Genomic DNA, 25,694 nt, shown 5'->3' with positions numbered 1-25,694 from the left:
CATTTCAGACTGGCGGCTTTCCGCCGGTCTTTTTTTTTTGAAAAAGCTGGTCAATAAGCCAAATGGAGTAACAATATGAGTATTTGACCTTTTCTTGAAATAACACGTCATCCCCTAGTAATATTTGATAGATTCCTTTAAAATTATGCTATGTGAAATTATAAAAGAAAGGGAGACTCTTATTGAAAAAGAATCAGTCCCGTACAAAGAAAGCAAAGAAAATTAAAAAGAATTTTCTTGCTGCAAGAATGAATATTTTATTCTTTGCAGTATTTTTATTATTTTCAGCACTCATTTTAAGATTGGGTGTGCTGCAGATTGTTAATGGAGAAGATTTTACAAGGCAGCTTGAGCGTACGGAAGAAGTCGTTGTTAATGCCAGTGTGCCGCGGGGGAAGATATTCGACCGGAATGGAAATGTCATTGTAGATAACCGTCCTGTCAATGCGATTACTTATACGAAAACACAGCAGACTTCCCAGGATGAAATGATGGATGTCGCGACAAAGCTGGCTGACATGATCGAACTTTCTGCTGATAACGTTCAGGAGCGTGACAAGCAGGATTACTGGATTCGTGAAAATGAAGAACGCGCTCAGGCAAAAATAACAGATGAAGAACGCGCTCTGTACGATGAAGGAGAGCTATCCCAAAACGATTATGATAAGCTCATCCGGGACAGAATTACTGAAGAAGAGCTTGCAGAGATCACGGATCAGGAAATGGAGATCCTCGCAGTCTACAGGCAGATGCAGACCGGATATAACCTTTCACCTCAAATTATTAAAAATGAAGATGTGACAGATGAAGAGTTTGCAACGGTCAGTGAGCAATTAAGCTCTCTGCCCGGTGTGAACACAACTGTTGACTGGCAGAGAGAATATCCGTATGGGGACGTTTTAAGATCCGTACTTGGCAGTGTGAGATCAATCCCTGAAGATAAGATTGAATATTACCTTGCAAGAGACTATGCCCGTAATGACAGAGTAGGGACCAGTTATCTTGAACTCGAATATGAAGATGTACTGCAGGGACAGAAGTCAAAAGTCCGTACGATTACGGATAAAGCCGGAAATGTCATTGATTCGCAGCTGATTCAGCAGGGTGAACGGGGTAAAGACCTTGTGCTGTCGATTGATATAGAGCTTCAGCAGGCACTTGAGCAGGTCGTTGAAGATGAACTGAGACGTCTGAAGCAGGATCCGGGACGTAATCTGATGGACAGACTATTCCTTGTTATGATGGATCCGAACACAGGTGAACTGCTTGCAATGGCAGGTAAGCAGTATGTAGAGACTGAGGATGGTCCGGAAATTCAGGATTATAATATTGGGACATTTACAAGTGCTTATGAAGCAGGGTCTTCTATTAAGGGAGCTACAGTGCTTTCGGGTTATCAGGATGGGGTAATTTCCCGTGGCTCATTACTAAGGGATGAAGTCATCAGAATCAAAGGGTCTGATCCAAAATCTTCATGGTACGGCTCTTTACCGAATCCGATCAGTGATCTATATGCACTTGAGCGTTCATCTAACGGATATATGTTCAAAATTGCAATTGAAATGGCCGGGGCAACTTACAGACCTAACGAGCCGATTGATATTGGATCTAGTACATTTACAAAAATGAGGAATTACTTCGGACAATTTGGTCTCGGCAGTGAAACAGGCATCGATCTTCCGGGAGAAAGTGTTGGTTATCAGACCAATAATCCACTTGATCTGGAACCAGGTAAATTACTGGATTTATCAATTGGACAGTTTGACACATATACACCTATGCAAATGGTTCAGTACGTGTCTACAGTCATTAATGGTGGTAACAGAGTTGCACCAACGATCGTAAAAGAAATACGTGAACCTAGTTCCGATAATGAGACACTCGGACCATTAGTCAGAGCAATGAAACCGCGTGTGTTGAATAAGCTCGATAACACGCAGGCTGAACTGGATCATGTTAAACAGGGCTTTTACCGTTCATTTAACGGGCCGCAGGGTACAGGCAGAGATTTCATTGGTAACGGCTACGAAGCTGGAGGAAAAACAGGTACAGCCGAGGTTGTATACTTCGGACCTAAGTATGATGAACTGTACCGTTCAAGAGGATTAATGCCACCGGAAACAACCAATTCAACGATTGTAGGATTTGCACCTTTTGATAAACCTGAAGTAGCCTTTTCAGTACTCGCGCCATGGGTGTACCCGAATGACGGAAATTCTCCATTGCGTGAGGACGTCAATGAAAATGTAGGTACAGCCGCACTTGAAGTCTATTTTGACTTAAGAGAAAAAAGAATGAATGAAGGCGGAGCTGATCAGGATCAGCAGGTGGAAGTAACAGCTGAAGAAGCTGAAGAAGGTCAATAAACCCTATTAAACTGAGTATCACAACACGTGATACTCAGTTTTTTTATGCATTTACAAAACCTTTACATTAGATTTATATGAGATTAATAGAAGGGGTGTATTGTATTAGCTGTAGGACAAATCAACCATATCACAGGGGGAATTACAGAATGAAAAGCGCAAAGTATTTAGCAATGTCAACCATCTTAGGATCAGCAGTATTCTTAGCTGCTTGCGGTGGAGAAGATGAAGCAAACGGATCAGGCGAAGGTTCTGAAGGTTCATCAGAAGAACTGAGCGGTCAGGTTCAGGGTGACGGTTCATCAACTGTAGCACCTGTTATGGAGGCAATTGTTGAAGAATATGCAGCTGCTCAGCCAAGTGTACAGGTATCATCTGGTGTATCTGGTACTGGAGGCGGCTTTGAGAAATTCATCGCAGGTGAAACTGCATTCTCAAATGCTTCACGTCCGATTTCAGAAGAAGAAACTGCAGGACTTGAAGAAGCGGGAATTGATTTTACAGAAGTAGAGCTTGCTTATGACGGGCTTTCTGTTGTAGTAAGTCAGGAAAATGACTGGGTAGATTATTTAACAGTAGAAGAATTAAAAGAAATGTGGGTTGAAACAGGAGAAGAAAAAACTTGGGCAGATATTCGTGAAGGATGGCCTGAAGAGCCGATCGAATACTACTCACCTGGAACAGACTCAGGTACGTATGACTACTTCAATGAAGTAATTCTTGAAGAAGAAGACATCGTGCGTTCAGCAACACTTTCTGAAGATGATAACGTTCTTGTACAGGGTGTACTTGGATCACCGAATGCAGTTGGATACTTCGGATATGCTTACTATCTTGAAAACCAGGATACGTTAAGAGCAGTTCCGGTCGACAACGGAGAAGGACCTGTTGAACCGAATAATGAAACAATCGAATCTGGTGAGTATGCGCCGCTTTCACGCCCGCTGTTCACTTATGTAAGTAATGATGCAGTAGCAGAAGATCCTGCAACAGCAGACTTCATCAAGTTCGCGATTGAAAATGCAGGAGAGCTTGCTGAAGCAGTAGGTTATGTAAGAGCACCACAGGAAGTATATGACGAAGATATGGCAACAATTGAAGAACTTGCAGGTGAATAAGTAAACACAGCCGGAAAGCGTGTTTTACACGCTTTCCGTATCATTATGTTCTTTGGATAAATGAGGAGGTTTTCATCATGGCTATGAATGAGCCGCAAATTTCGGTTCAGGAATTGATCGCTAAGAAAAGCAACAGGGGTCTTCTGGCGTTCACTGAAAAGTTAATTCCTAAAATTTTATTGCTGATTGCGACAGTTTCTGTACTGACAACGATTGGTATCGTTTTTACACTGATTTTTGAAACAGTCACTTTTTTTACTGAAGTCAATGTTTTCAGTTTCCTTACAGGAACAGAGTGGTATCCATTTGCGAATTCAACCCCGACCTATGGCATTCTTCCATTAGTGGTGGGTACATTAAAAATTACTGCAATCGCTACAATAGTTGCCGTTCCAATCGGAATTGCAACAGCCATTTTTTTGAGTGAATATGCGAGTGACAGAGTAAGACGCTTTATTAAGCCAATTCTTGAAGTGTTGGCAGGTGTGCCGACAATTGTTTATGGTTTCTTTGCACTGACATTTGTTACACCTATTTTAAGATCAATTTTTCCTGAGATCGCGATCTTCAATGCGATCAGTCCCGGAATCGTAGTAGGGATCATGATTATTCCAATGATCGCTTCGCTTTCAGAGGATGCGATGTCGTCAGTGCCAAACGCGATGCGTGACGGTGCCTATGCACTTGGTGCGACAAAGCTTGAAGTGGCCATTAAAATCGTGCTGCCAGCAGCACTTTCAGGTATCGTTGCTTCCACTGTTCTTGCGATTTCAAGAGCAATCGGAGAAACAATGATTGTAGCAGTGGCAGCCGGTTCAACGCCAGGCTTTGACTGGGATGTAACAGGGTCTATTCAGACGATGACAGCATACATCGTTCAGGTAACAACAGGAGATGCAGGATATGGTACGACAATCTACTACAGTATCTATGCTGTTGGTTTCACTCTATTCCTGTTCACTCTGGCTATGAATATGCTTGCACAGTTCATCTCTAAGCGTTTCAGGGAGGAATATTAATATGAAGTACGTTAATCATGAAGAAGTTGCAGCAAAAACAAAAACCCGCCTGACAAAAAACACAATATTAAAAGGCGTGTTCGCAGCTGCTACAAGTTTTGGTTTAATCGTTCTGGCGATTTTGTTATATCGTATCGTGACTCAAGGAAGTGAGTATTTAAGCTTTGATTTCTTTACAAGTTTTGCTTCACGTATACCTGAAAACTCAGGAATTAAAGCAGCAATTCAGGGATCTATTTACCTGATGCTTGTTGTAGCACCTGTTTCAATGTTTTTGGGTGTCGGAACAGCGATTTATCTCGAAGAATATGCGAAGAAAAATAAGTTTACTAACTTTATTAAAGTGAACATTTCAAACCTGGCAGGTGTTCCTTCAGTTGTATTTGGTCTTTTAGGACTGACGATTTTCGTAAGATTTTTTGACCTTGGTATTTCTATTTTAGCGGCGGGTCTGACAATGAGTTTACTCATTCTGCCAATTATTATTGTAGCTTCACAGGAGGCAATCCGAGCGGTGCCAAATGAGCTTAGAGAAGCTTCTTTTGCAATGGGTGCTACAAGATGGCAGACAATCCTGAGAGTAGTGCTGCCTGCTTCTATTCCGGGAATTCTGACTGGATCGATTCTGGCACTATCCAGAGCGATCGGTGAAACTGCACCACTTGTCGTAATTGGTATTCCAACCATTCTGATGTTTACACCGGACAGCATTATGAGTACGTTTACGGCACTGCCGATGCAGATCTTTGACTGGACTAAGCGACCTCAGGTTACATTCCATGATGTGGCAGCCGCGGGGATCATCGTACTGATGGGGCTGCTGATCATTATGAATTCTATTGCAGTATTTATCCGAAATAAATATCAGAAGCGTTATTAATTTTAAGGATGAAGGGAGCTTTTCAACATGACAACGATTGTAAAGCCTGAAGTGAAGACGACTGAAAATAAAGATGTGAAAAAGAATAAATCATCAGTATATAAAACTGAACAGCTGAATCTATGGTATGGATCAAATCATGCGTTGAAAAACATTGACCTGGACATTAAGGAAAATGAAGTAACTGCCATCATTGGACCATCAGGCTGCGGTAAATCGACTTATATTAAGACGTTAAATAGAATGATTGAGACAATCCCATCTGTTAAAACTTCAGGTGTAATTAATTACCGCGACAAAAATATTTTCGACAAAGACTATCAGGTTGAAGAACTGCGTACAAAAGTAGGGATGGTTTTCCAGAAACCGAATCCATTCCCTAAGTCAATCTACGATAATATTGCGTATGGACCAAGAATTCACGGCATTAAGAATAAGAAAATTCTTGATCAGATCGTGGAAAAGAGTTTGCGCGGTGCTGCAATCTGGGATGAAGTAAAGGATCGTCTTGGTGAAAATGCATATGGACTTTCAGGAGGACAGCAGCAGCGTATCTGTATTGCAAGATGTCTAGCAATTGAGCCGGACGTCATTTTAATGGATGAACCGACGTCAGCACTTGACCCGATTTCTACATTGAAAGTAGAAGAACTCGTACAGGATCTGAAGAAGGATTACAGTATCATCATTGTCACGCATAACATGCAGCAGGCTGCACGTATTTCTGACAAGACAGCGTTTTTCCTGAATGGTGAGGTTGTCGAATATGATGAGACAAACAAGATTTTCTCTAACCCTTCAGATGAAAGAACAGAAGATTATATTTCAGGCAGATTTGGATAAGGAGTGAAGACATTGTCAGTCAGAGAGCGGTATGATACAGAGTTAGAAGTATTGAATAATAAAATTGTTGAACTCGGACGTTTTGCCCGTGAGGCTCTTAAAGATTCTCTTGCAGCGCTGGAAAACAGGGATATTGAAAAGTCTCTTCTAATTATTGATGAGGATATAAAAGCAAATAGAATTGAAGAAGAGATTAATGACCTGGCGATTCTGCTGATTGCCAAGCAGCAGCCGGTTGCAACTGACCTCAGAAGAATTATCGTAGCAATTAAGATTGCTGCTGACCTTGAAAGGATTGCAGACTTTGCTGTTAATATCGCCAAGTCGACGATTCGAATTGGGAATGACAGTTTTGTCAGCTCAATCGCTAATGTCCATGAAATGTATGAAATTACTGAAGAGATGATTGAATTAGTATTGGAAGCATATACAGATGAAGATGTCGTAAAAGCGAAGAGAATTGCTGAGCTTGATGATGGTGTGGACGAACTGTATGGAGAAACGATAAAAGACCTTCTTTCTTCAAGTGCTGCACAGCCGGAAAAACTCGCTCAGATTACACAGCTTTCATTTGTCTGCCGTTATCTCGAACGTGCGGCGGATCATGTAACAAATATCTCTGAGAATATTTTCTATCTCGTAAAAGGAAAAAGATACGATTTGAACAAGTAAAAAAGAAGCCCGCGGGCTTCTTTTTTTCGGGTTATTGTGTAATGAGCACAGCAATCTGTTCAATACTCATGGTTGAGTTCAAATCATAATCGCCAATCTGGATTTGATCAGTTAAATTCTGCTCTGTAAGGTACTCGTTAAAAGCTTCTTCATCAGTGATTAATCCGTTTGAATAAAGTGCAGAGCTGATATCCGGCGAGGTCATGCCGGATTCTACAGATAAGATCATCCGTGTAATGTCTTCAGCCGGTGCCTCAGTCTCTGCTTCAAGTGCACTGACATGTTCTTCCCATTCCACAATTTCATTTTGAAGAGACTGATATTCATCAGTCTTAATCACCATTTCATCATCAGCAAGGGCGTTTTGACCTTCAGGTGTCTGTTCATCTGTCAGATATCCTGCACTAAAGATGAATAAAGCACTGATCATCATCCCGATACCGGTTGAGCGGATTATTTTGCGATCCAAGATGTACACTCCTTATAATTAATGATTAATGATGCGTTTCACATCACTGATATGTAATGATGAAAGTGCTGAAATCTGGTCGGGCTTCATTCCCTGTTTGTGAAGTGAAAGCACCTGGTTAATCAGAATTTCATTAATCTGTTTCGGTCTGGCTTTCCTCTGACTGGAGTCAGGCTCTATCATCAGTTCTTCTTCAAGCAGTTTGGTTCTTTTTTTTAGCTGTGAAAGCTCCTGATAAAGGCTCATAGACAGCTCCTGTAATTCCTCTTCAGTGTTCTTTGAATGGTCTTTTAAAAAGAAAGACAGTATAAAAAGGATGAGGCCAAGACCGCCCGCAGCAAGCATGATCAACTCCATTTACTCACCTCCATGTTTATCGGTTTTTATTGTATCATGTTCAGGATTGACGGAATGTAAAACGTTTAAAAAAGATAGTAGATTTTTTTAACGAACAATGATATTATAAATAAGTCGTATGAATCGAAGAATGTAACAAACAGCATTTGAATGTTTGGAGGGATAAAGATGCGTGTAAACATTACTCTTGCTTGCACTGAAACTGGTGATCGTAACTACATCACTACTAAGAACAAGCGTAACAATCCAGATCGTATTGAACTTAAAAAATACAGTCCGCGCCTGAAGAAAGTGACGCTTCACCGCGAGACAAAATAATGAACGAGAGCCGAAAATGTGTTGCGCATTTTCGGTTTTTTTGTCATATCCGGAGGAGCTTATGAATAAAAAAATCATCAGACAGCAGATGCTTGATCAGCTGAAGAATCTTTCTGAAGAGAAAAAAATATTATATACTAATTACATACAGCAACAAGTGATCTCATCACCTGAATGGAAGCAGGCTGAGGTGATCGCCATCACTATTTCCAGGGGCCTGGAGATTGATACCACTGCCCTTATTACAAAGGCATTAGAGCAGGGCAAAAGAGTATGTGTACCCAGGTGCGAACCGGCGACTAAAAAGATGCATTTTCATTACATACAGTCATTGAATGATGCTGAGCCTTCATTCTACGGTCTTCTTGAGCCGAAGCCGTATTTGCCAATTGCAGAAAAAAGAGAGATCGATCTGGTAGTAGTTCCCGGTCTGGCCTATTCAAATACCGGGTACAGAATCGGATTCGGGGGAGGCTATTACGACCGCTTTCTCACAGATTATAAGGGTGAAAGTATGTCGATGGCTTACAGCTTCCAGCTCATAGATGATGAATTTGCTGAAAGTTTTGATATCCCGGTTAAGAAAATCGTGACTGAGCGGGAGACGGATTCATGATAAGTTCAATGAAAACAGGGAGTGCCATGTGATGAATTTTAACACCATGCATGACGTTCAGATGTTACTGAAGAGATATGGGCAGTATGTATATGGCCCTGGCAGACTTGCAACGCTGGAATTGATGGAAATTGAAGTAAAAGAGTTATACGAAGCAGGTATGTTAGAGCGTGAGGATTATTTAAAAGCACTCATGGTATTAAAAAGTGAAATCAGAAAAGAAAGCCAAGGTGGTCGTTAACATGAAAGCAGCGTATATTTTTGGAGTAGATATTGGCGGTACAACAACAAAGCTCGCAGTTATTACGGATGAAGGAAACATTGTTGAGAAGTGGGAGATTCCTACGAATACTTCACATAACGGCATCAGTATTATTCCGGATATTGCAGCAGCAGTTAAATTAAAGATGAATCAGATGAATCTGAATAAAGAGCAGGTAATCGGAATCGGGGTAGGTGCGCCCGGTCCTGTAAATATGCAGACAGGCATTCTGTACACCGGGGTAAATATCGGCTGGGATAAGCCTGTTGCATTAAGAGATGAATTATCACAGCAGACAGGATTGCCGGTTGTCATTGAAAATGATGCGAATGCAGCTGCACTGGGCGAAATGTGGAAAGGTGCCGGCGGAGGAGCAAGAGATGTTGTTTGCGTAACACTTGGTACAGGTGTTGGCGGAGGAGTCATCGTAAATGGTGACATTGCGCACGGCATTAAAGGTGCAGCCGGAGAGATCGGGCATATTACCTCCGTTCCTGAAGGTGGTTACCAGTGTAATTGCGGGAAAACCGGCTGTCTTGAGACTGTGGCTTCAGCTACAGGAGTAGTCAGACTTGCTAAAGAAGAAATGGAAAAATCAGATGCAGTCTCAGCGCTTCATAAAATCATGGATGAACATAATGCAATCACTGCTAAAAACGTTTTTGATGAAGCAAAAAATGGGGACCCTGCTTCATCTGCTGCAGTAGAAAGGCTTACATTTTACCTGGGGCTTGCGCTCGCAAACCTGGGCAGTGCACTGAATCCTGAAAGAATCGTAATCGGTGGAGGTGTATCAAGAGCGGGAAGTATTCTGCTGGATGGTATTTCAGAAAAATTTAAAGCTTACGCATTTCCAACGGTAGCTGAATCAACTGAGATTAAAGTTGCAACGCTTGGAAATGATGCCGGCGTCATTGGTGCAGCCTGGCTGATCAAATATAAGCATTGATCATTAACCGGACCTTCTGTTCTGACAGAGGGTCTTTTTTGATCTCTTCATTCTTGTGAATAATCAGGCTTTTACAATATTAGTGTATTTACTTTACATTTTACGTGAATCGTTTAAAATAAGAGTTTGATTCACCTTTACATTGTGATTTATAGGAAAAATGACGTGTAAGACTATTGAATGATTTTAATTTAAATTAATAAAAACGGAACTTTTTCATGTTTCAAACGTCTATTATGGTGGAATTGTAAATAAGATTTTAAGTATGTAAATGACGGGTTTGATTTTATTTACAATCAGGAGTATGATTATGGGATATCAATAGAATGTCCACAAATTGTAATTGAAAGTGTAGGAGGAAACAGTATGAACAAAAGATGGTCAATGCCAAAGCTGTCGCTTGTCATTATTGCCATTGCGTTCCTTTGGATTAAAACGTTTATCGCATATCACGCAAGCTTTAATATCAGCACAGACAACTTTATGCAGGATCTGATCCTGTTTATCAATCCACTCAGTTTCCTATTACTGATTTTTGGTGTAGGGCTGCTATTTAAAAAAGAGAAAACAAGAAACAACTATGTCATTATTACAAGTTTCGTATTAACAACCATTCTTTTTGCCAATATGGTGTTCTACCGATTCTTTAATGACTTTATTACTCTGCCTGTATTATTCCAGACAAACAACTTCGGGGATCTTGGCGGCAGTGCAATGGAAAACATCTATATGACTGATGCACTTTACTTTATTGATGTATTAATCCTGATTGTTTTAGCAAAGTATAAACCATCATTCATGGTGTTTAAAGAACCGACTAAATTAAACAGAAGAGCATATTTCCTTGTAGCAATTGCTACGTTCTTCCTGAATCTCGGATTAGCTGAGACAGAGCGTCCTCAGCTGCTTACACGTACATTTGACCGTGAAATGCTCGTTAAGAATATTGGAACATATAACTATCATATTTATGATGTGTATCTGCAGTCTAAGCAATCTGCTCAGCGTGCACTGGCTGACAGTGACGCACTGGTTGATGTAAATAACTATGTTCAGGCGAACAAAGCCGATGTGAATAATGACCTGCACGGAATTGGTGAGGGTAAAAACCTGATCGTAGTGAAACTTGAGTCTATGCAAAATTTCGTTATTAATAATGAAATGAATGGTGAAGTGATTACACCATTCCTGAATACGCTGACTGAAGATGAAAATACTATTTATATGGATAACTTCTATCACCAGACAGAGCAGGGAAAGACATCTGATTCTGAATTTCTGCTTGATAATTCACTTTATCCATTAGGCCGTGGAGCAGTCTTTTTCACACATAGCGGTAATGAGTATAATACGCTGACTGACAGTCTGAATGAAGCGGGATATTATACGAATGCTATGCACGCAAATAACAAGAGCTTCTGGAACCGTGATATTGTCTATGATAATTTCGGATATGACCGCTACTATTCTCTGACTGACTATACTGTAGGTGAAGGTCAGGCAGTTAACTGGGGAATGAAAGATATTCCTTTCTTTGAACAATCAGTTGAACACATGAAAGAAATGGAACAGCCTTTCTATTCGAAAATGATTACACTGACGAATCACCATCCTTTCTATCTTGATGAGGAAGATAAGTTTATCAATGAGTTTGATTCAAACTCAGGGACTCTAAACCGTTACTTCCAGACTGTAAGATATCAGGATGAAGCAATTAAAGAATTCTTCACTAACCTCAAAGAAGCCGGTTTATACGAAGATTCAGTCATTGTTATGTATGGTGACCATTACGGTATTTCTGAAAACCATAATGCTGCAATGGCACAGTACCTGGAGCAGGAAGAAATTACAGCATTTGATACTGCCCAGCTGCAAAGGGTTCCGATGTTCATTCACATTCCTGGTGAAGATATTGGTGAAACAAACAGTAAAATTGCCGGTCAGATTGACCTGAAGCCGACAATCCAGAATATTATGGGGATTGAAGGAAGCAACAGTATTCAATTTGGTCAGGATATCTTTTCAGAAGAGAACGATAATACAGCGATTTTGAGAGACGGCCGTGTCATTTCAGAAGACCTGGTATACGCAGGTGAAACATGCTGGGATAAAGAATCAGGAGAACCTGTTGAGAAAGAGAGCTGTCAGCCTCTGATTGATAAGGCAACTGAGGAACTGGCATTTAATGATGAAATTATTTACGGGGACCTTCTGAGGTTTTATGATACTGAATCAGGAAGACTTTTAGAAGATACTGCTGTAACTGAAGAATAAGTATAAAAAGCTCCTTCGGGGGCTTTTTATATTATCGCTTTGTTAAAGTCCATTGTTGTTTCTGTACAGATGGTGATCGAAGCGAAAGGGGGCGGCTCACCGCCCGGACGCGGGAAGCGTCCCCCTGAAGCGGAAATCAACAGCCAATTTTAACAAAGCCTATATTATAATGAATGCATTGAAAAGGAGTTGACTGAAATGGCTATCGCAGATATTACAATTATACCGATTGGCACGGCTTCACCGAGCGTCAGTAAATATGTGGCGGATATTCAGCGTGTGCTGGAGGCCAGGGCAGGTGAAGGACTCATTACGTATGAACTAGCACCGATGAGTACATTGATTGAAGGTGAGCTTACAGATCTATTTAAAGTCATACAGGAGCTGCATGAGTCAGTCTTTTCTGAGGATATTAAAAGGGTGGCTACAAATATCCGTATCGATGAAAGAAGAGACAGAAATGATCATTCTATGCAAAATAAGCTTGCATCGGTAAAAAAACATTTATCCAAATAAAAAAAGCTGACTGATGTCAGCTTTTTTTAATTATACCGGATATCCGTCAAATACGATTGTCATCACAGTAAACCAGCCAAATACACCAAGTGAAGCCACTGCAAAGAAAATACCCATAATGTTTTTCTCTTTAAAAGATGTGATTGTACCAATAACTGATAGAATGGTTACCAGCGCAAGGATAATTGTTAATCCGTTCATTAAAAGCACCCCTTTCCATACGTTGGTTCATGAATAAACGAGATTAGTGCATAATATAAGCGTACTCTTAATATATTTTATAGTTAAATGTTTGTAATGTCGAGCATAATTCGTGACACTTTCGTGAGTATTCGTCTTTTTTTCATAATCATGCTACACTTTCCGGGAGGTGATATAAATGGAATGGTATCAGCTGCCTTTGGGCCCGATGCAGACAAATGCGTACATATTGTACAATGACCGGAAAGAGTGTTTAATTATTGACCCGGGGGAAGAAGCACACAAAGTGATGCAATTTATTCAACAAAAAAGCTTAAAGCCTCTCGGGATTTTGCTGACACATGCTCATTTTGATCACATTGGTGCGGTAGAAGAGGTAAGGCATGAATATCAAATTGATGTTTATATGCATATCCAGGAGAAAAGCTGGCTGTCAAAACCTGAAAAAAACGGTTCTGCTCTGTTTCAGGGAATTGACCCGATCGTCGCATCGCCGGCAGAGCAGATCTGGGATCAAGAAGGTGAAGTCAGCATTGGAGATTTTAGATTTCAGCTCTATCATACACCGGGACATTCTCCCGGCAGTGTGAGCTTTTACTTTAAAGAAGAATCCCTTGTAATCTCCGGAGATGTACTATTCAATGGAAGTATAGGCAGAACAGACCTTCCGGGTGGTCAAATGGAAGAGCTGATAAAGAGTATTAAAAATAAGCTGTTAACGCTTGAGGATCAGACCTATGTTTTACCCGGACACGGTCCAGTTACGACAATCAGTCGGGAAAGAAATCATAACCCTTTTCTCCAGTAACGAAAAAGAGACGGTTCCTGTAAAAGGAATCGTCTCTTTTATCTGAATCAGCTTAGATTTAAAGCGGACCCTTAAGCGGCATCATAAATGTTGTCCAGTAAGTAAATCCTGCAAAGAAAATTGTTAAGTATACAAAGAATACATACACATACATGCGCTCAGATAATTTCATGTACCCTAAAAGGATGAAAAAGCCTGTCTGGGCCAGGAAAAGCAATGAAGTTTTTGGCATATGTCCTAAATAAAATAATACAGAGAAAATTCCAGTCCAAAACCCCATAACGCGATACATTTTATCCATCCGAATCCCTCCTTTACGCAAACAATCCATCGAACCTATTATATAGGATACCATATTACAAAGTAAATAACCCATATTTTTAAATGTGACGATTGAGTGATTTTTCAAAGATCCCTTGTACAAACGTTAAACATTTATAACAGAGCCTGTATGAATAAGATTTGAAGCAATTTTATCATCAGAATACTGCTTAAACCCTTCTGCTGCAACGAAATAGACGGATACTTTTAAACAAAATTGTGAACAATAGAAAAATAATTATATTTTTTATATAAAATAGGTGTACAACTATTATACACGTGGTATACAATAAACATAACATAAATATTACTTATCCAAAGGTGATACAAAAACTAAACAAATGGAGGTAAGATCATGAGTCAAATTACATTCTTTACTTATCCAAGTTGTACATCTTGCAGAAAAACGAAGAAGTGGCTGAAAGAAAATGAAGTAAATGTGAATGAACGTCACATTTTTAGAGAAACACCTGATTATGATGAATTAATGAGCCTGCTGTCACTTACAACTGATGGGCTGGATGAACTTCTTGCTACCCGCAGTCAGTCGTTTAAGGCACTTGATCAGGATGTGGAAGACCTTCCACTATCAGAAGTGGTTAAAATGATTATTGAAGATCCAAAACTGTTAAAGCGTCCTATTTTAACAGATGGGAAATCTCTTATTGTTGGCTATAACCCTGAAGGATTAAGAAGTCTATCGAACAAAAAACAGACATACAAGCTTTCAGGCTGATTTTAATGGAGATGTCAATGCCGGTTCACCTATCAATGCATAAAGTGTGTTGATAGGTGAGCCGGCGTTTTTTGTTTGATTAAAAAATTGTCAAATAATTAAAAAAACAAAAGACAAATCCCCAGGTTTCGTGTATAGTTTAAATATCTTAAGAAAGGATGTGAAAAAATGCCATATGGCACAGAACTACTTGCACAAAACTTAATTACCGAAGCATTCAGAAATAACGGGTCTGATATTCATTTCTATCCTGAATCCCAGCAGATGACTGTTCAGCTTCGGGCACTTGGAGATTTAACCATGTTAAGAAAAATCTCTGCTAATCAGGGAGAACGGCTGATCTCACACTTCAAGTTTAAAGCTTCCCTGGATATTGGTGAAAAACGAAAGCCCCAGAGTGGTGCTACACTCATGATGATCGATGAAGAAAAAGTCTCCCTCAGAATTTCCACACTCCCCGCAGCAGAAGGCAAAGAAAGCATGGTCATCAGACTTTTACCCCAATCATTTGCAATTCCAATCGAAAAACTTTCATTATTTTCAAATTCCGCAAGAATACTCTCATCTCTCGTCAGACAGCCTCAGGGACTTCTGCTTTTTTCCGGACCAACAGGCAGCGGGAAGTCCACAACACTTTATTCACTTATTCATTATTGTTCCACCGAACTGAATAGAAATATCATCACGCTTGAAGACCCGGTAGAAAGAAATGAAGACCACGTTTTACAGGTTCAGATTAATGAAAGAGCAGGGGTTACTTATGCTTCAGGTCTCAAAGCTGTACTGAGACATGATCCTGATATGATCATTATAGGAGAGATCAGAGATGAAGAGACAGCAGATATTGCTGTAAAAGCTTCACTCAGCGGACATCTTGTCTTGTCAACACTTCATGCAAAGGATACAAAAGGCGCAATCAGGAGAATGATTGACCTTGGTATTCGCAAAGAAGATTTAAAACAGTCACTAATTGGCGCAACAGGGCAGCGTCTTGTGAAAATCAATATAAATGGCAAGACCAGGTCAAGAACTTCAATTTACGAAATTATGACCACGCATGCTGTATGTGATTATTTAGATGAACTGCCTGAGCAAACCCCGTATGCAACACTGGAGCAGCTTTTCAGGAAAGGAGCGGCTCTTGGCTATGTATCTCCTCAGGAATATCACCGCTGGATTACACCGTCAGACTTATATTCCCAAAAAAGATCAGCCGGTTTTCCTTCACCGATTAAGTGAACTTCGTGAAAACGGTTATCCTCTTGATCAATCTCTCAGCTTTCTGTTTCTACAGTTCCCTTCAATCTCCCAAAAGGGTCAGCTGATTAAAAGCTTACTGAACGGTTCTTCAATCAGTGAAACTTTTAAATCACTTGGCTATCCTTCTTACGTTTGTATGCACCTTTATTTTGCTGAACAGTATGGAGATGTGAAAAGTTCTCTGGCTGAAACAGCTGTTCTTATGAAGCACCGCGAAAGTCAAAGAAAAAAACTGCTTTCAATTCTGCAGTATCCATTATTTTTGATTCTGCTGTTTGTTTTCGTTTCATCTGTACTGAATCTGTATTTACTGCCGAGAATGACTCAGCTTTATCAGGCTGTTGGAAATGAAAAGTCCGGGGTTCTTCACACGGCAGAAATGATCTTTAGGATCATTCCATCAATTATGATGGCGACAAGTATATTAATCGTTATCCTCGCATCAATATTTTCAATTGTTCTGCTGAAAAAACCCTCACTCGAAAAGTGGAAAATCATCTCTTCGATGCCGTTTGCCGGATTTTATTTTAAGCATTATCACAGTTATCTGTTCTCCAGAGAAGCATCCATTTTACTTAAAAGCGGGCTGTCGTTTCAGCAGATGCTGAAAACATTTATAGACCAGCCATACAGACCGTTATTTAAGGGGATCGGGCAATTTATGACTGAAGAACTTCATAGGGGACAGAGTATGCACCATACAATGCTTCAGCTTCCTTATTTTACAGACGAACTGCATCGTGTAACTGAACATGGAGAAATGAACGGCAATCTTGAAAGAGAGTGGGGTTTTTACAGCATGTACTGTTTAAATGCACTGGAAGAAAGGTCAGGCACATACTTTCAGATCCTGCAACCGGTTATATTTATTCTTCTCGGTCTTGCAGTTGTAGGGGCATACCTTATCATTTTACTGCCGGTATTTAATCTTTTACAAAATATTTAACTTACGGAGGAATTTAAATGAAAAAACTAATGAAATTGCTTAAAAATAATCAGGCATTCACGTTAATCGAAATGGTCATTGTCCTGCTCGTTATTTCTGTTCTACTGATTGTCAGTCTTCCAAATATCTCTTCTCAAAGTAAAGAAATAAACAGTAAAGGCTGCGAAGCTTTTCAGCAGATGGTCCAGGCACAGGTAGAATCGTACAGAATGTCTGAAAAGTCACTGCCGGCAGATATTGCTGCGCTGCAGACGTCAGGATATTTAAATCAGAATGAAACGACTTGCCCTGACGGAAGAGAATTAACAATCGGTTCTGAGGGTGATGTGACGATTGTCGATGCTCCTTAACCGGCAAGAAGGTTTTACACTGATCGAAATGATCATCGTTTTACTGGTTGTGGGCATTTTTATTACGATTTCCGCTACGGTATATTCTTCAGTAAAAATTGTCTCAACCCCATTTGAAACACAACTCACAAATGACCTCTACCACGCCCAGCTTTATGCCATTACAGAAAAACAATATGTGACAGTCCGTTTTGATGCCGGATCGCAGAGATATAAAATGTTTACCGGGTATAGTCCCGGTGAGGTCGTGCTGGCAGATGTCCGTTTCCCTGAAAATGTCGAGCTGCTGGAGGATGGTACACTAAGCTTTTTCAGATATCTGCCTTCAGGTAATACCACCACATTTGGCGTCGTGCGGTTTTTAGTTGATGGTTCTCCCGTTAATGTTCATTTTCATTTAGCTAAAGGAAGATTTTATGTGGAAAAATCATAATGGATTTACCCTGATTGAGTGTATCTTATCGTTAAGTATCTGCCTGTTATTCTGCCTGCTCATCCTGCCAGCTGTCGTGATGCTTGCAGTTCAAGCTGATCAGGCTGAAGAGCAGAGTAGAATGTATGAAGTAGCTTATGAACAGGTAAAGCTGATTCGATCCAGTGAACCGGTTCAGGCTGATTTTTATAAAGATGGGAGAGAATACGGGATTGAGCTCAGCGCGAGCAAGCTGTGTGTTCAGAATAAAGAAAACATACAAGTCTGCATTTATCAGTAATCACAACGGATTTACAATGCTGGAAGTACTGGTCAGTATCCTGGTCCTAGCTGTCATCGCTCCGCTATTTGCCATGTTAATGTTCAGCTATATGAACCTGATCTCTATTGAAAATCATTCGAAGGAATGGGATATGTTCTCGATTCAGTTTCAGCAGGAGGTTGCTTCACTTATGGTTGAATCCAATACATCACAATCCATTACATTCATTAAAGACGAAGCGAAAGTAGTATTTGCTAAATACGGCACCATCCTCAGAAAGACTGTAAACGGCACCGGGCACGAAATTCATCTGACCGGTCTCAATCATTTAAATATCAGCAGGAACGGAGATTTAATTACAATGGAAGTAGGTTTTAAAAATGGGACGATTAAGAAAAGCATATTTTACACTGCACCTGATGAATGAAAAAGGTTCAATATTACTTCCTGTGCTGCTGTTTTTTATTTTACTGTTATCTGCATCGACCGTAATTGCCTCTATTTCTGTGGATCGGGTCCGGCACGCAGAGATGATGTCAACTTATTATCAGGAATCAGCGGTTGAAATGTGGATTCAGGAATAGGAATCTTCGTTAGATTCATGTATGATAATGCAAAAAAGGGGCTTTTGAATGAAGATTTATTTAATTGGCTTTATGGGTGCCGGAAAATCTACAGTAGGCAAGCTGTTAAGCAAGTCATTAAACGGCACGTTCATTGATCTGGATCAGCTGATCGAACAGGAAAACGGGAAAAAGATCAGCGACATATTTAAAGAAGATGGTGAAACTGTATTCAGAAAAATCGAAGCAGAGTGTCTTAAAAAAACAGATGCGCAAATCATCGCTACCGGCGGGGGAATTCTTTATTTTGATGAGACTGCCGAATGGTTGAGGGGTAATGGCGTCATCATTTATCTTCATGCACCTTTTGAAGAATTATATTCAAGGATCAAAGGTGACCGGTCCAGACCGGTTGCTGCAAAACCATACAAAGACCTTAAGAGTCTTTTTGCTAAAAGAGACGGGGTGTACAAACGCACAGCACATCATCAGGTCTCAGTTTCAAATCGTCTGCCTGAAGAAACGGTAAAGGATATTATCTCCAGGCTAGGGTGAACTGAGATAGATCAGGCCTGCTGAGATATGATGTGCACAAATAGAAGGGGCTGAAGGCTGATTCTGGCTGATTTCTTTCAGGTTTTCCTCAAATTGCAATTCTATCTGCTTTTCAAGTTGGCGATTTAAGATGTTCAAAGATGTTTCAAAAGGCATTTTGTTCTGGTGCAGAACACTGTCGTTCGGCCTGTCACCTGTTAACGTCTGCGCTTCAATTTCTTCCTGTGCTTGCACGAGTATCCGCCCGGTGGTTAATGAAATCCGTCCTTCGAATCTGATACTGGCAGAGCCGGGAGGTACGACCTCTGCAGTCATGTGGATGATGACCCAGGGAAATAATTCAGTTAATGTTCGGGACTGTTCATATGCAATGTAGAATCGGTTCTCATTCTGTGCTGAATCGAATATTGATTGAAAAATTGGGTGATCTGGATGTAGTTGTATAATGTTTTTATGTTCATCAGCGCTTTTGGAATGGACAATCATTACTTGAAGCGGATCTCCCGACTGTTGGAGTGCGTCTCTGTAGTGCCAGTAAAAAGGACGGTTCATAAATTTTCTGTCCAGCTGTTCTGTCAGCTGGACAACTGCTTTACCGGTGGATTCTGTTACAGCAGCCCCGTTTAACTTCAAATATTCAATGACCAGTCTGCAATTTTCTTTCATCATCAACATCCTCACTCGCTAAATAGTTTTCAAGTAAGTTTAATTTATAGGTTAATTCGTTTTCAGATCTTGAGTTTGTTAAAGCATCCTCAAGATATTTTTCTGCTTCTAACTTTGCCGGTGATAATATTTGTTCATGTTTTCCTATAATTGTTTCAAATAAATGAACCTTGTTTTCTAACAGCTTCCAGATTCTTTCCTCAATGGTGTTGCGATTGAGCAAATAAATGATGTCCACATCATTCTTCTGACCGAGTCTGTGAACTCTTCCGATTCTCTGCTCAAGCTTCATTGGATTCCAGGGAAGATCTGCGTGAATCACACAGCTGCAAAACTGCAGGTTCAGGCCTTCAGATCCCGCTTCAGTTGCAATCATGACATCCGCATGATCCCTGAAAAGATCTGTCATCCATTTTTTCTTTCCTTTCTTGAACCCGCCCCGGAACATAACCGAAGAGATTTGATGCTGCTTTAAATACCATTGTAAGTAGAGCTGTGTGGCGCGGTATTGGGTGAAAATCAGCACTTTGTCCTGACGGTTTTTAATAATATTCAAAATCTCTTTTCCTTTAACTGTTTCAAGCTGATCAGGTGTGATGTCAAGAATCGGTCCAAGAATATGGCAAATGTCTTTATGCTGTTCTCTGCGTAGTGCTTTTAACAATGCAATACTTGAACTGCACCCCTGTTTCAGTAAGGTAAGATGAGTAAATTGATGGGTATTTAACCGTCTCAGTTCCCTGAAAGCTTTTTCTAAAGCGGTATACAGTTCTTTTTCATAGCCTGATTGTTCCAGCCATTTCACTTCAATTTTGCGCTTTGTCCATGTTATATCTGTATCTTTCTTTCGGGTTCTGATCATCAGCTGATCAATCCGGTCGTGAAATGCTTTGGTGTTTTCTTTAGCCAGCCTGTTAAATTCTTTTTTACTTTCAAACAGTCCCGGTCTGATCAGAGTTGAGAGTGAATAAAGTTCTTCTGATTTATTCTGAACAGGCGTTGCAGTCAAAAGCAGCAGATATTTTTTCTTCAGGGAAGCGACAAACTGATAATTCATTGTCTTGGGATTTGATAGTTTATGCGCTTCATCTACAATGACAAGATCAAAAGAGAGATCAGTAAATACAGTCTTAAAAGGTTCTCTTTTCAACAGATCAATTGACGCTATTGTAACCGGAAAGGTCCGCCATTCCTTTTTTCCCTTATGAATCATGGAAGCAATTCCGAGGCTGTGTAATTCTGTTTGCCATTGCCCTGCAAGTGAAGAGGGTACAAGAATTAATACAGAAGAAGCGAGGTATCTGAGCTGCAGCTCCTTCAAAATCATCGCGGCTTCAGCAGTTTTTCCGAGTCCGACTTCATCTGCAAGAATCGCGTGCCCATTCATTTCAAAAACCACTTTTTTTACTGCATTTATCTGATGAGGCAGTGGTGTAAAGAAGGGCATTGCTTTTTCTGCTTTCAATTCACCTTCCTGAACCGTTATCGAATGGTGAAGCTGTCGTGTTAAATAGTTCAGTTGATAATTTGGAGATTTACTTGAATACAGATATGATAGAAAACGTTCTTTCCAGTTTTCTTCACTGGAGGCAACTGAAATTGACATAATAAATCTCCTTTCATTGCAATTAATGATTGTTGTTAAAGAAAGATGATGGTACGATAAAGATGATTTTAAGAGATGTAAGACAGAAGAGAATACACTATTTGTTATTGTGTCCATTTATTAAACAAATATAAGCGAATGAAAGCAGAGGGAGAGACTCTTATTTTTAAGAGCGCCGAAGGAGCAAGCTGAACCGTGAATCTCTCAGGCAAAAAGACTTCTGCCGGACGCAACTCTGGAGAGTGTTTCTAATTAATTGAAACCACCAAAGAGGAAAGCCGCAAGGTAAAACTTTCAGGTGAAAAGGACAGGGACCCGTTTTTAAAAGGGGTATCCCTGTCCTTTTTTGTATGTATTTGGACCAGTAAGAGGAGGAAAGCCTGATGAATGAAACGCTGAAAAAAACCCCGCTCTTTGAGATTTACAAAGAGTTTGGAGGTAAAGTAATTGACTTTGGAGGATGGGCGCTGCCGGTACAGTTTTCAAGTATCAAAGAGGAGCACCATGCTGTAAGAAACAATGCAGGTTTATTCGATGTTTCCCACATGGGAGAAGTTAAAGTAACAGGATCAGACAGTCTTGCTTACCTTCAGAAAATGATGACAAATGATGTTAGTAAAATTAAGGACGGCCAGGCACAATATACAGCTATGTGTTATGAAAATGGCGGCACTGTAGATGACCTGCTCGTTTATAAAAAAAGTGACAACGATTATCTGCTGGTGATTAACGCATCAAATATTGAAAAAGATGTGGAATGGCTGCAGCAGCATAAAATTGAGAATGTAGAAGTTGAAAATTTTTCAGATCAGGTTGCGCAAATTGCGATCCAGGGACCAAAGGCAGAAGGGATCCTTCAAAAACTGACTGAACAAGATCTGAGTGCAATCACATTTTTTAAATTTAAGGATGATGTAATGGTTAACGGGTCCCAAGCGCTGGTATCGAGAACCGGCTATACAGGTGAAGATGGTTTTGAGATCTATTGCAATCCTGAAGATGCAGGTAAGCTATGGAAAGAATTATTAGAAGCAGGGAAAGAAGACGGCTTGCTGCCATGTGGATTAGGCGCACGTGACACGCTCAGATTTGAAGCAAAGCTTGCTTTATACGGCCAGGAGCTCACAGCTGACATTTCTCCAATCGAAGCAGGAATCGGTTTTGCCGTGAAACCGGATAAAGAAACCGCTTTTATCGGACAGAAAGTACTAAAAGAGCAGAAGACTAACGGAGCTCCGCGCAAATTAGTAGGGATTGAAATGATTGATAAAGGGATTCCGCGTCACGGTTATAAAGTGTTTGCAGATGATACGGAAATCGGATTTGTGACAACAGGTACACAATCTCCGACATTAGGTAAGAATGTAGGCTACGTCCTGATTAAAAAAGAATTTGCATCACTCGGTCAGGAAGTATATGTAGAAGTCAGAAAAAAGAAGTTAAAAGCCGAAGTTGTAAAATCTCCATTTTATAAAAGGTAAATGAGAAGGGAGCAGCAATTATGAAGCATCGTTACTTACCAATGACTGAACAGGATCAGAAGGATATGCTGAAAACAATTGGCGTTTCATCTGTGGAGGAACTTTTTGAGGATATTCCTGAAAAGGTACGTTTTAAAGGGGAACTGAATATTAAGCCGGCAAAGACAGAATCAGCGCTGATGAAAGAGCTTGCGCAGCTGGCTGGGAAGAATGCCGATACACAGAAGAATACGTCTTTTCTTGGAGCAGGTGTATACGACCACTATTCACCGGTAATCATGGACCACGTAATATCAAGATCAGAATTTTATACAGCTTATACACCTTATCAGCCTGAAATTTCACAGGGCGAATTACAGGCCATTTTTGAATTCCAGACGATGATTGCAGAACTCACAGGAATGGACGTTGCAAACTCCTCAATGTATGACGGAGGCACATCGTTTGCTGAAGCTGCAATGCTATCAGCCGGTCAGACTAAGCGGAAGAAAGTGCTCGTATCAGGAGCCGTTCATCCTGAATCAAAAGCGGTTCTTGAAACATATGCAGCCGGTCAGCATATTGAAGTCGTAACAGTCCCTGAAAAAGATGGCGCAACGGATCTTGATGCATTAAAAGGTTTAATGTCCGATGAGATCGCTGCAGTCATGGTACAGTACCCGAACTTCTTCGGACAGATCGAAAGACTCGATCAGATTGAGGAATTAGCACACGGGCAAAAAGCAATGTTTGTTGTATCTTCCAATCCTCTGTCACTTGGTGCGCTGACACCGCCAGGCGATTTTGGTGCAGACATTGTTGTTGGTGACGCACAGCCATTCGGTCTTCCACAGTCATTCGGCGGTCCGCACTGCGGCTATTTTGCAGTGACCAAAAAGCTCATGCGAAAAGTACCAGGACGTCTTGTCGGTGAAACAAATGATGAAGAAGGTCAGCGCGGATATGTATTGACACTTCAGGCACGCGAGCAGCATATCAGAAGAGACAAAGCAACTTCAAATATCTGTTCTAACCAGGCCCTGAATGCATTAGCTTCCTCTGTTACGATGACAGCTCTCGGCAAGCAGGGGATTAAAGAAATTGCACACCAGAACCTGCAGAAAGCTGCATACGCAAAGAAGCAGCTTCAGGCAGCCGGCTTGAGCGTTGTAAACGGTGGATATACATTCAATGAATTTGTTGTGGAGCTTAAACAGCCGGTATCAGAAGTCAATAAAGCCCTGATGGAGAAAAACATCATTGGCGGATATGATCTTGGAAGAGACTTTGACAACCGTCAGAATCAGATGCTCATTGCAGTGACGGAACAGAGAACTAAAGAAGAAATTGATCAATTGGCAGAGGAGCTGAAACAATATGCGTAATGAAAACCAGCCGCTAATTTTTGAATTGTCACGTGAAGGAAGAATCGGTTACAGCCTGCCTGAGCTTGATGTGCCGGAATCAAACATTGAGGGACTGCTGCCTGAGGGTTTTGCGCGAAAGGAAGCACCTGAGCTGCCGGAAGTATCAGAACTTGATATTATGCGTCATTATACAGCACTGTCTAAGCGTAATCACGGTGTAGATTCAGGATTTTACCCGCTTGGCAGCTGTACAATGAAATATAACCCGAAAGTAAATGAAGCGGTTGCGCGTTATGCAGGGTTTGCCCATATTCACCCGCTTCAGGATGAAAGTACAGTACAGGGCGCAATGGAAATGATGTATGACCTGCAGGAGCATCTTGTAGAGATTACCGGTATGGATGAAGTGACACTTCAGCCTGCTGCAGGTGCACACGGAGAGTGGACCGGCCTGATGATGATCAGAGCTTTCCACGAGGCAAATGGTGATTTTAACCGTACAAAAGTCATTGTACCGGACTCTGCACACGGGACGAATCCGGCTTCTGCGACAGTTGCAGGCTTTGAAACGGTCACAGTTAAGTCAAATGAAAACGGTCTTGTTGACCTTGAAGACTTAAAGAGGGTAGTGGATGATCAGACAGCTGCACTGATGCTGACGAATCCGAATACACTCGGTCTTTTCGAAGAAGATATTCTTGAAATGGCTTCTATCATTCATGATGCCGGCGGAAAGCTGTATTATGATGGTGCAAACCTGAATGCTGTTCTTGCTAAAGCACGTCCTGGAGATATGGGCTTTGATGTTGTTCACTTAAATCTTCATAAAACATTCACCGGTCCTCACGGCGGTGGTGGTCCAGGCTCAGGTCCGGTTGGCGTGAAAAAGGATTTGATTCCATACCTGCCAAAGCCTGTCCTTGTTAAAACTGAAGAAGGCTATACATTTGACTATAACCGCCCGGATTCAATCGGCCGTGTAAAACCTTACTACGGTAACTTCGGCATCAACGTACGTGCATATACGTATATCAGAACGATGGGTCCTGATGGGTTAAAGGCAGTAAGTGAAAATGCGGTCATTAATGCAAACTATATGATGAGAAGACTGGCTGAGTATTTTGATCTGCCTTATGACAGACATTGTAAGCACGAATTCGTTATCAGTGGAAAGCGTCAGAAAAAGCTTGGTGTCCGTACGCTGGATATTGCAAAGAGACTGCTTGACTTCGGGTTCCATCCGCCAACTATCTATTTCCCGATTAACGTTGAGGAATGTATGATGATTGAGCCGACTGAAACTGAATCAAAAGAAACACTTGATTCATTTATTGAAGCCATGATCCAGATTGCAAAAGAAGCGGAAGAAAACCCTGAAATTGTTCAGGAAGCACCGCATACGACTGTAATCAGCCGTCTTGATGAGACACAGGCAGCACGTAAGCCGGTTCTCAGATATATGAAAAAAGAACCGGTAGAAGTTTAAAATAAGAAGAGCCTC

General features: G+C 40.8%; 30 protein-coding genes and 2 riboswitches. Of the genes, 24 read left to right on the top strand and 6 right to left on the bottom strand.

Annotation, left to right across the window (positions count from 1 at the left end):
• The first annotated feature begins 182 nt into the window (after positions 1-182).
• The 6 genes from UFB30_RS07990 to phoU all read left to right on the top strand — a co-directional run bounded on the left by UFB30_RS07990 (position 183) and on the right by phoU (position 6,898).
• The gene (locus UFB30_RS07990; protein ID WP_322421153.1) at positions 183-2,366 is read left to right on the top strand and encodes a penicillin-binding transpeptidase domain-containing protein; all 2,184 of its coding nucleotides are present in this window, start codon (positions 183-185) and stop codon (positions 2,364-2,366) included.
• A 149-nt stretch (positions 2,367-2,515) separates the two neighbouring features.
• Entirely contained in the window at positions 2,516-3,484 is a 969-nt protein-coding gene (locus UFB30_RS07985; RefSeq protein WP_322421152.1) for a PstS family phosphate ABC transporter substrate-binding protein, read from the top strand.
• Positions 3,485-3,561: 77 nt separating this feature from the next.
• Positions 3,562-4,503, top strand: a complete 942-nt coding sequence (gene pstC / locus UFB30_RS07980; protein ID WP_322421151.1) for a phosphate ABC transporter permease subunit PstC — start codon at positions 3,562-3,564, stop codon at positions 4,501-4,503.
• A gap of 1 nt (position 4,504) precedes the next feature.
• On the top strand, positions 4,505-5,383 hold the full coding sequence (gene pstA, locus UFB30_RS07975; protein WP_039809707.1) for a phosphate ABC transporter permease PstA: 879 nt from the start codon (positions 4,505-4,507) through the stop codon (positions 5,381-5,383).
• Between the two features lie 27 nt (positions 5,384-5,410).
• Positions 5,411-6,226 (top strand): phosphate ABC transporter ATP-binding protein PstB, encoded by an 816-nt coding sequence (pstB, locus tag UFB30_RS07970; protein WP_322421150.1) that lies wholly within the window; start codon positions 5,411-5,413, stop codon positions 6,224-6,226.
• A 12-nt stretch (positions 6,227-6,238) separates the two neighbouring features.
• Entirely contained in the window at positions 6,239-6,898 is a 660-nt protein-coding gene (gene phoU / locus UFB30_RS07965; RefSeq protein ID WP_322421149.1) for a phosphate signaling complex protein PhoU, read from the top strand.
• A 31-nt stretch (positions 6,899-6,929) separates the two neighbouring features.
• Here the strand turns inward: phoU and UFB30_RS07960 are convergent, their stop codons facing one another.
• On the bottom strand, positions 6,930-7,367 hold the full coding sequence (locus UFB30_RS07960; protein ID WP_322421148.1) for a hypothetical protein: 438 nt from the start codon (positions 7,365-7,367) through the stop codon (positions 6,930-6,932).
• Between the two features lie 18 nt (positions 7,368-7,385).
• Positions 7,386-7,724 carry a hypothetical protein gene (locus UFB30_RS07955; RefSeq protein ID WP_322421147.1) on the bottom strand — a complete coding sequence of 113 codons (339 nt, stop codon included), beginning with the start codon at positions 7,722-7,724 and terminating at the stop codon, positions 7,386-7,388.
• 168 nt (positions 7,725-7,892) lie between these two features.
• On the opposite strand from UFB30_RS07955, the gene rpmG reads away from it, so the two are divergent.
• The 6 genes from rpmG to UFB30_RS07925 all read left to right on the top strand — a co-directional run bounded on the left by rpmG (position 7,893) and on the right by UFB30_RS07925 (position 12,659).
• On the top strand, positions 7,893-8,042 hold the full coding sequence (gene rpmG, locus UFB30_RS07950; protein WP_039809691.1) for a 50S ribosomal protein L33: 150 nt from the start codon (positions 7,893-7,895) through the stop codon (positions 8,040-8,042).
• Between the two features lie 61 nt (positions 8,043-8,103).
• Positions 8,104-8,658 (top strand): 5-formyltetrahydrofolate cyclo-ligase, encoded by a 555-nt coding sequence (locus UFB30_RS07945; RefSeq protein ID WP_322421146.1) that lies wholly within the window; start codon positions 8,104-8,106, stop codon positions 8,656-8,658.
• Between the two features lie 31 nt (positions 8,659-8,689).
• A complete protein-coding gene (locus UFB30_RS07940; RefSeq protein ID WP_322421145.1) occupies positions 8,690-8,899 on the top strand; it encodes a YqgQ family protein in 210 nt (69 codons plus the stop codon).
• Position 8,900: 1 nt separating this feature from the next.
• Positions 8,901-9,869 carry an ROK family glucokinase gene (locus tag UFB30_RS07935; protein ID WP_322421144.1) on the top strand — a complete coding sequence of 323 codons (969 nt, stop codon included), beginning with the start codon at positions 8,901-8,903 and terminating at the stop codon, positions 9,867-9,869.
• A 366-nt stretch (positions 9,870-10,235) separates the two neighbouring features.
• Complete coding sequence (locus UFB30_RS07930) at positions 10,236-12,143, top strand: LTA synthase family protein (RefSeq protein ID WP_322421143.1); 1,908 nt, start codon at positions 10,236-10,238, stop codon at positions 12,141-12,143.
• A 198-nt stretch (positions 12,144-12,341) separates the two neighbouring features.
• A complete protein-coding gene (locus UFB30_RS07925; protein ID WP_322421142.1) occupies positions 12,342-12,659 on the top strand; it encodes an MTH1187 family thiamine-binding protein in 318 nt (105 codons plus the stop codon).
• Between the two features lie 30 nt (positions 12,660-12,689).
• On the opposite strand, the gene UFB30_RS07920 is transcribed toward UFB30_RS07925, so the two are convergent.
• Entirely contained in the window at positions 12,690-12,860 is a 171-nt protein-coding gene (locus UFB30_RS07920; RefSeq protein ID WP_322421141.1) for a DUF2759 domain-containing protein, read from the bottom strand.
• A 178-nt stretch (positions 12,861-13,038) separates the two neighbouring features.
• On the opposite strand from UFB30_RS07920, the gene UFB30_RS07915 reads away from it, so the two are divergent.
• A complete protein-coding gene (locus tag UFB30_RS07915) occupies positions 13,039-13,668 on the top strand; it encodes an MBL fold metallo-hydrolase (protein ID WP_322421140.1) in 630 nt (209 codons plus the stop codon).
• A 58-nt stretch (positions 13,669-13,726) separates the two neighbouring features.
• On the opposite strand, the gene UFB30_RS07910 is transcribed toward UFB30_RS07915, so the two are convergent.
• A complete protein-coding gene (locus UFB30_RS07910; RefSeq protein WP_041122869.1) occupies positions 13,727-13,969 on the bottom strand; it encodes a DUF2626 domain-containing protein in 243 nt (80 codons plus the stop codon).
• A gap of 375 nt (positions 13,970-14,344) precedes the next feature.
• Here UFB30_RS07910 and UFB30_RS07905 point away from each other — a divergent pair, with 375 nt between their 5' ends.
• From UFB30_RS07905 to UFB30_RS07870, 8 genes are all read left to right on the top strand, one after another.
• A complete protein-coding gene (locus UFB30_RS07905; protein WP_322421139.1) occupies positions 14,345-14,725 on the top strand; it encodes a Spx/MgsR family RNA polymerase-binding regulatory protein in 381 nt (126 codons plus the stop codon).
• Between the two features lie 168 nt (positions 14,726-14,893).
• On the top strand, positions 14,894-15,964 hold the full coding sequence (gene comGA / locus UFB30_RS07900; RefSeq protein ID WP_322421138.1) for a competence type IV pilus ATPase ComGA: 1,071 nt from the start codon (positions 14,894-14,896) through the stop codon (positions 15,962-15,964).
• Positions 15,873-16,931 carry a competence type IV pilus assembly protein ComGB gene (comGB, locus tag UFB30_RS07895; RefSeq protein ID WP_322421535.1) on the top strand — a complete coding sequence of 353 codons (1,059 nt, stop codon included), beginning with the start codon at positions 15,873-15,875 and terminating at the stop codon, positions 16,929-16,931. Before comGA ends, comGB begins: the two co-directional genes overlap by 92 nt.
• A gap of 17 nt (positions 16,932-16,948) precedes the next feature.
• A complete protein-coding gene (gene comGC / locus UFB30_RS07890; protein ID WP_322421137.1) occupies positions 16,949-17,281 on the top strand; it encodes a competence type IV pilus major pilin ComGC in 333 nt (110 codons plus the stop codon).
• On the top strand, positions 17,271-17,714 hold the full coding sequence (gene comGD, locus UFB30_RS07885) for a competence type IV pilus minor pilin ComGD (RefSeq protein WP_322421534.1): 444 nt from the start codon (positions 17,271-17,273) through the stop codon (positions 17,712-17,714). The genes comGC and comGD overlap by 11 nt, the downstream gene beginning before the upstream one ends.
• Positions 17,698-17,994 (top strand): hypothetical protein, encoded by a 297-nt coding sequence (locus tag UFB30_RS07880; RefSeq protein WP_322421136.1) that lies wholly within the window; start codon positions 17,698-17,700, stop codon positions 17,992-17,994. The genes comGD and UFB30_RS07880 overlap by 17 nt, the downstream gene beginning before the upstream one ends.
• Positions 17,951-18,403 (top strand): competence type IV pilus minor pilin ComGF, encoded by a 453-nt coding sequence (gene comGF, locus UFB30_RS07875; RefSeq protein ID WP_322421135.1) that lies wholly within the window; start codon positions 17,951-17,953, stop codon positions 18,401-18,403. Before UFB30_RS07880 ends, comGF begins: the two co-directional genes overlap by 44 nt.
• Positions 18,404-18,608: 205 nt before the next feature.
• A complete protein-coding gene (locus UFB30_RS07870; RefSeq protein WP_322421134.1) occupies positions 18,609-19,094 on the top strand; it encodes a shikimate kinase in 486 nt (161 codons plus the stop codon).
• Here UFB30_RS07870 and UFB30_RS07865 read toward each other — a convergent pair.
• Both UFB30_RS07865 and UFB30_RS07860 read right to left on the bottom strand, forming a co-directional pair.
• Positions 19,086-19,760, bottom strand: coding sequence for a YqhG family protein (locus tag UFB30_RS07865; protein ID WP_322421133.1), 675 nt, complete (start codon positions 19,758-19,760; stop codon positions 19,086-19,088). The two genes, UFB30_RS07870 and UFB30_RS07865, sit on opposite strands and share 9 nt — an antisense overlap.
• Positions 19,732-21,366 (bottom strand): DEAD/DEAH box helicase, encoded by a 1,635-nt coding sequence (locus tag UFB30_RS07860; protein ID WP_322421132.1) that lies wholly within the window; start codon positions 21,364-21,366, stop codon positions 19,732-19,734. The genes UFB30_RS07865 and UFB30_RS07860 overlap by 29 nt, the downstream gene beginning before the upstream one ends.
• A 138-nt stretch (positions 21,367-21,504) precedes the next feature.
• Positions 21,505-21,596, top strand: a riboswitch (glycine riboswitch).
• 3 nt (positions 21,597-21,599) lie between these two features.
• Positions 21,600-21,679, top strand: a riboswitch (glycine riboswitch).
• A 70-nt stretch (positions 21,680-21,749) separates the two neighbouring features.
• Here UFB30_RS07860 and gcvT point away from each other — a divergent pair.
• Genes gcvT through gcvPB form a run of 3 tightly spaced genes read left to right on the top strand, consistent with a single transcriptional unit; the run spans position 21,750 to position 25,679 of the window.
• Positions 21,750-22,847 carry a glycine cleavage system aminomethyltransferase GcvT gene (gene gcvT, locus UFB30_RS07855; RefSeq protein WP_322421131.1) on the top strand — a complete coding sequence of 366 codons (1,098 nt, stop codon included), beginning with the start codon at positions 21,750-21,752 and terminating at the stop codon, positions 22,845-22,847.
• 20 nt (positions 22,848-22,867) lie between these two features.
• Entirely contained in the window at positions 22,868-24,211 is a 1,344-nt protein-coding gene (gene gcvPA, locus UFB30_RS07850; RefSeq protein WP_322421130.1) for an aminomethyl-transferring glycine dehydrogenase subunit GcvPA, read from the top strand.
• A complete protein-coding gene (gene gcvPB, locus UFB30_RS07845; protein WP_322421129.1) occupies positions 24,204-25,679 on the top strand; it encodes an aminomethyl-transferring glycine dehydrogenase subunit GcvPB in 1,476 nt (491 codons plus the stop codon). Before gcvPA ends, gcvPB begins: the two co-directional genes overlap by 8 nt.
• Positions 25,680-25,694 lie beyond the last annotated feature (15 nt).

Source organism: Jeotgalibacillus haloalkalitolerans (genome assembly GCF_034427455.1).
GTDB lineage: Bacteria > Bacillota > Bacilli > Bacillales > Jeotgalibacillaceae > Jeotgalibacillus > Jeotgalibacillus haloalkalitolerans.
Note: the sequence above shows the minus strand (reverse complement) of the source record. Positions and strands in the feature narration are given on the sequence as shown.

Coding starts and splice junctions, on each gene's coding strand:
- UFB30_RS07985 (WP_322421152.1), top strand. CDS start 2,516: ATGAAAAGCGCAAAGTATTTAGCAATGTCAACCATCTTAGGATCAGCA.
- pstC (WP_322421151.1), top strand. CDS start 3,562: ATGGCTATGAATGAGCCGCAAATTTCGGTTCAGGAATTGATCGCTAAG.
- pstA (WP_039809707.1), top strand. CDS start 4,505: ATGAAGTACGTTAATCATGAAGAAGTTGCAGCAAAAACAAAAACCCGC.
- pstB (WP_322421150.1), top strand. CDS start 5,411: ATGACAACGATTGTAAAGCCTGAAGTGAAGACGACTGAAAATAAAGAT.
- UFB30_RS07955 (WP_322421147.1), bottom strand. CDS start 7,724: ATGGAGTTGATCATGCTTGCTGCGGGCGGTCTTGGCCTCATCCTTTTT.
- rpmG (WP_039809691.1), top strand. CDS start 7,893: ATGCGTGTAAACATTACTCTTGCTTGCACTGAAACTGGTGATCGTAAC.
- UFB30_RS07945 (WP_322421146.1), top strand. CDS start 8,104: ATGAATAAAAAAATCATCAGACAGCAGATGCTTGATCAGCTGAAGAAT.
- UFB30_RS07940 (WP_322421145.1), top strand. CDS start 8,690: ATGAATTTTAACACCATGCATGACGTTCAGATGTTACTGAAGAGATAT.
- UFB30_RS07935 (WP_322421144.1), top strand. CDS start 8,901: ATGAAAGCAGCGTATATTTTTGGAGTAGATATTGGCGGTACAACAACA.
- UFB30_RS07930 (WP_322421143.1), top strand. CDS start 10,236: ATGAACAAAAGATGGTCAATGCCAAAGCTGTCGCTTGTCATTATTGCC.
- UFB30_RS07925 (WP_322421142.1), top strand. CDS start 12,342: ATGGCTATCGCAGATATTACAATTATACCGATTGGCACGGCTTCACCG.
- UFB30_RS07920 (WP_322421141.1), bottom strand. CDS start 12,860: ATGAACGGATTAACAATTATCCTTGCGCTGGTAACCATTCTATCAGTT.
- UFB30_RS07915 (WP_322421140.1), top strand. CDS start 13,039: ATGGAATGGTATCAGCTGCCTTTGGGCCCGATGCAGACAAATGCGTAC.
- UFB30_RS07910 (WP_041122869.1), bottom strand. CDS start 13,969: ATGGATAAAATGTATCGCGTTATGGGGTTTTGGACTGGAATTTTCTCT.
- UFB30_RS07905 (WP_322421139.1), top strand. CDS start 14,345: ATGAGTCAAATTACATTCTTTACTTATCCAAGTTGTACATCTTGCAGA.
- comGA (WP_322421138.1), top strand. CDS start 14,894: ATGCCATATGGCACAGAACTACTTGCACAAAACTTAATTACCGAAGCA.
- comGB (WP_322421535.1), top strand. CDS start 15,873: ATGTATCTCCTCAGGAATATCACCGCTGGATTACACCGTCAGACTTAT.
- comGC (WP_322421137.1), top strand. CDS start 16,949: ATGAAAAAACTAATGAAATTGCTTAAAAATAATCAGGCATTCACGTTA.
- comGD (WP_322421534.1), top strand. CDS start 17,271: ATGCTCCTTAACCGGCAAGAAGGTTTTACACTGATCGAAATGATCATC.
- UFB30_RS07880 (WP_322421136.1), top strand. CDS start 17,698: ATGTGGAAAAATCATAATGGATTTACCCTGATTGAGTGTATCTTATCG.
- UFB30_RS07870 (WP_322421134.1), top strand. CDS start 18,609: ATGAAGATTTATTTAATTGGCTTTATGGGTGCCGGAAAATCTACAGTA.
- UFB30_RS07865 (WP_322421133.1), bottom strand. CDS start 19,760: ATGAAAGAAAATTGCAGACTGGTCATTGAATATTTGAAGTTAAACGGG.
- UFB30_RS07860 (WP_322421132.1), bottom strand. CDS start 21,366: ATGTCAATTTCAGTTGCCTCCAGTGAAGAAAACTGGAAAGAACGTTTT.
- gcvT (WP_322421131.1), top strand. CDS start 21,750: ATGAATGAAACGCTGAAAAAAACCCCGCTCTTTGAGATTTACAAAGAG.
- gcvPA (WP_322421130.1), top strand. CDS start 22,868: ATGAAGCATCGTTACTTACCAATGACTGAACAGGATCAGAAGGATATG.
- gcvPB (WP_322421129.1), top strand. CDS start 24,204: ATGCGTAATGAAAACCAGCCGCTAATTTTTGAATTGTCACGTGAAGGA.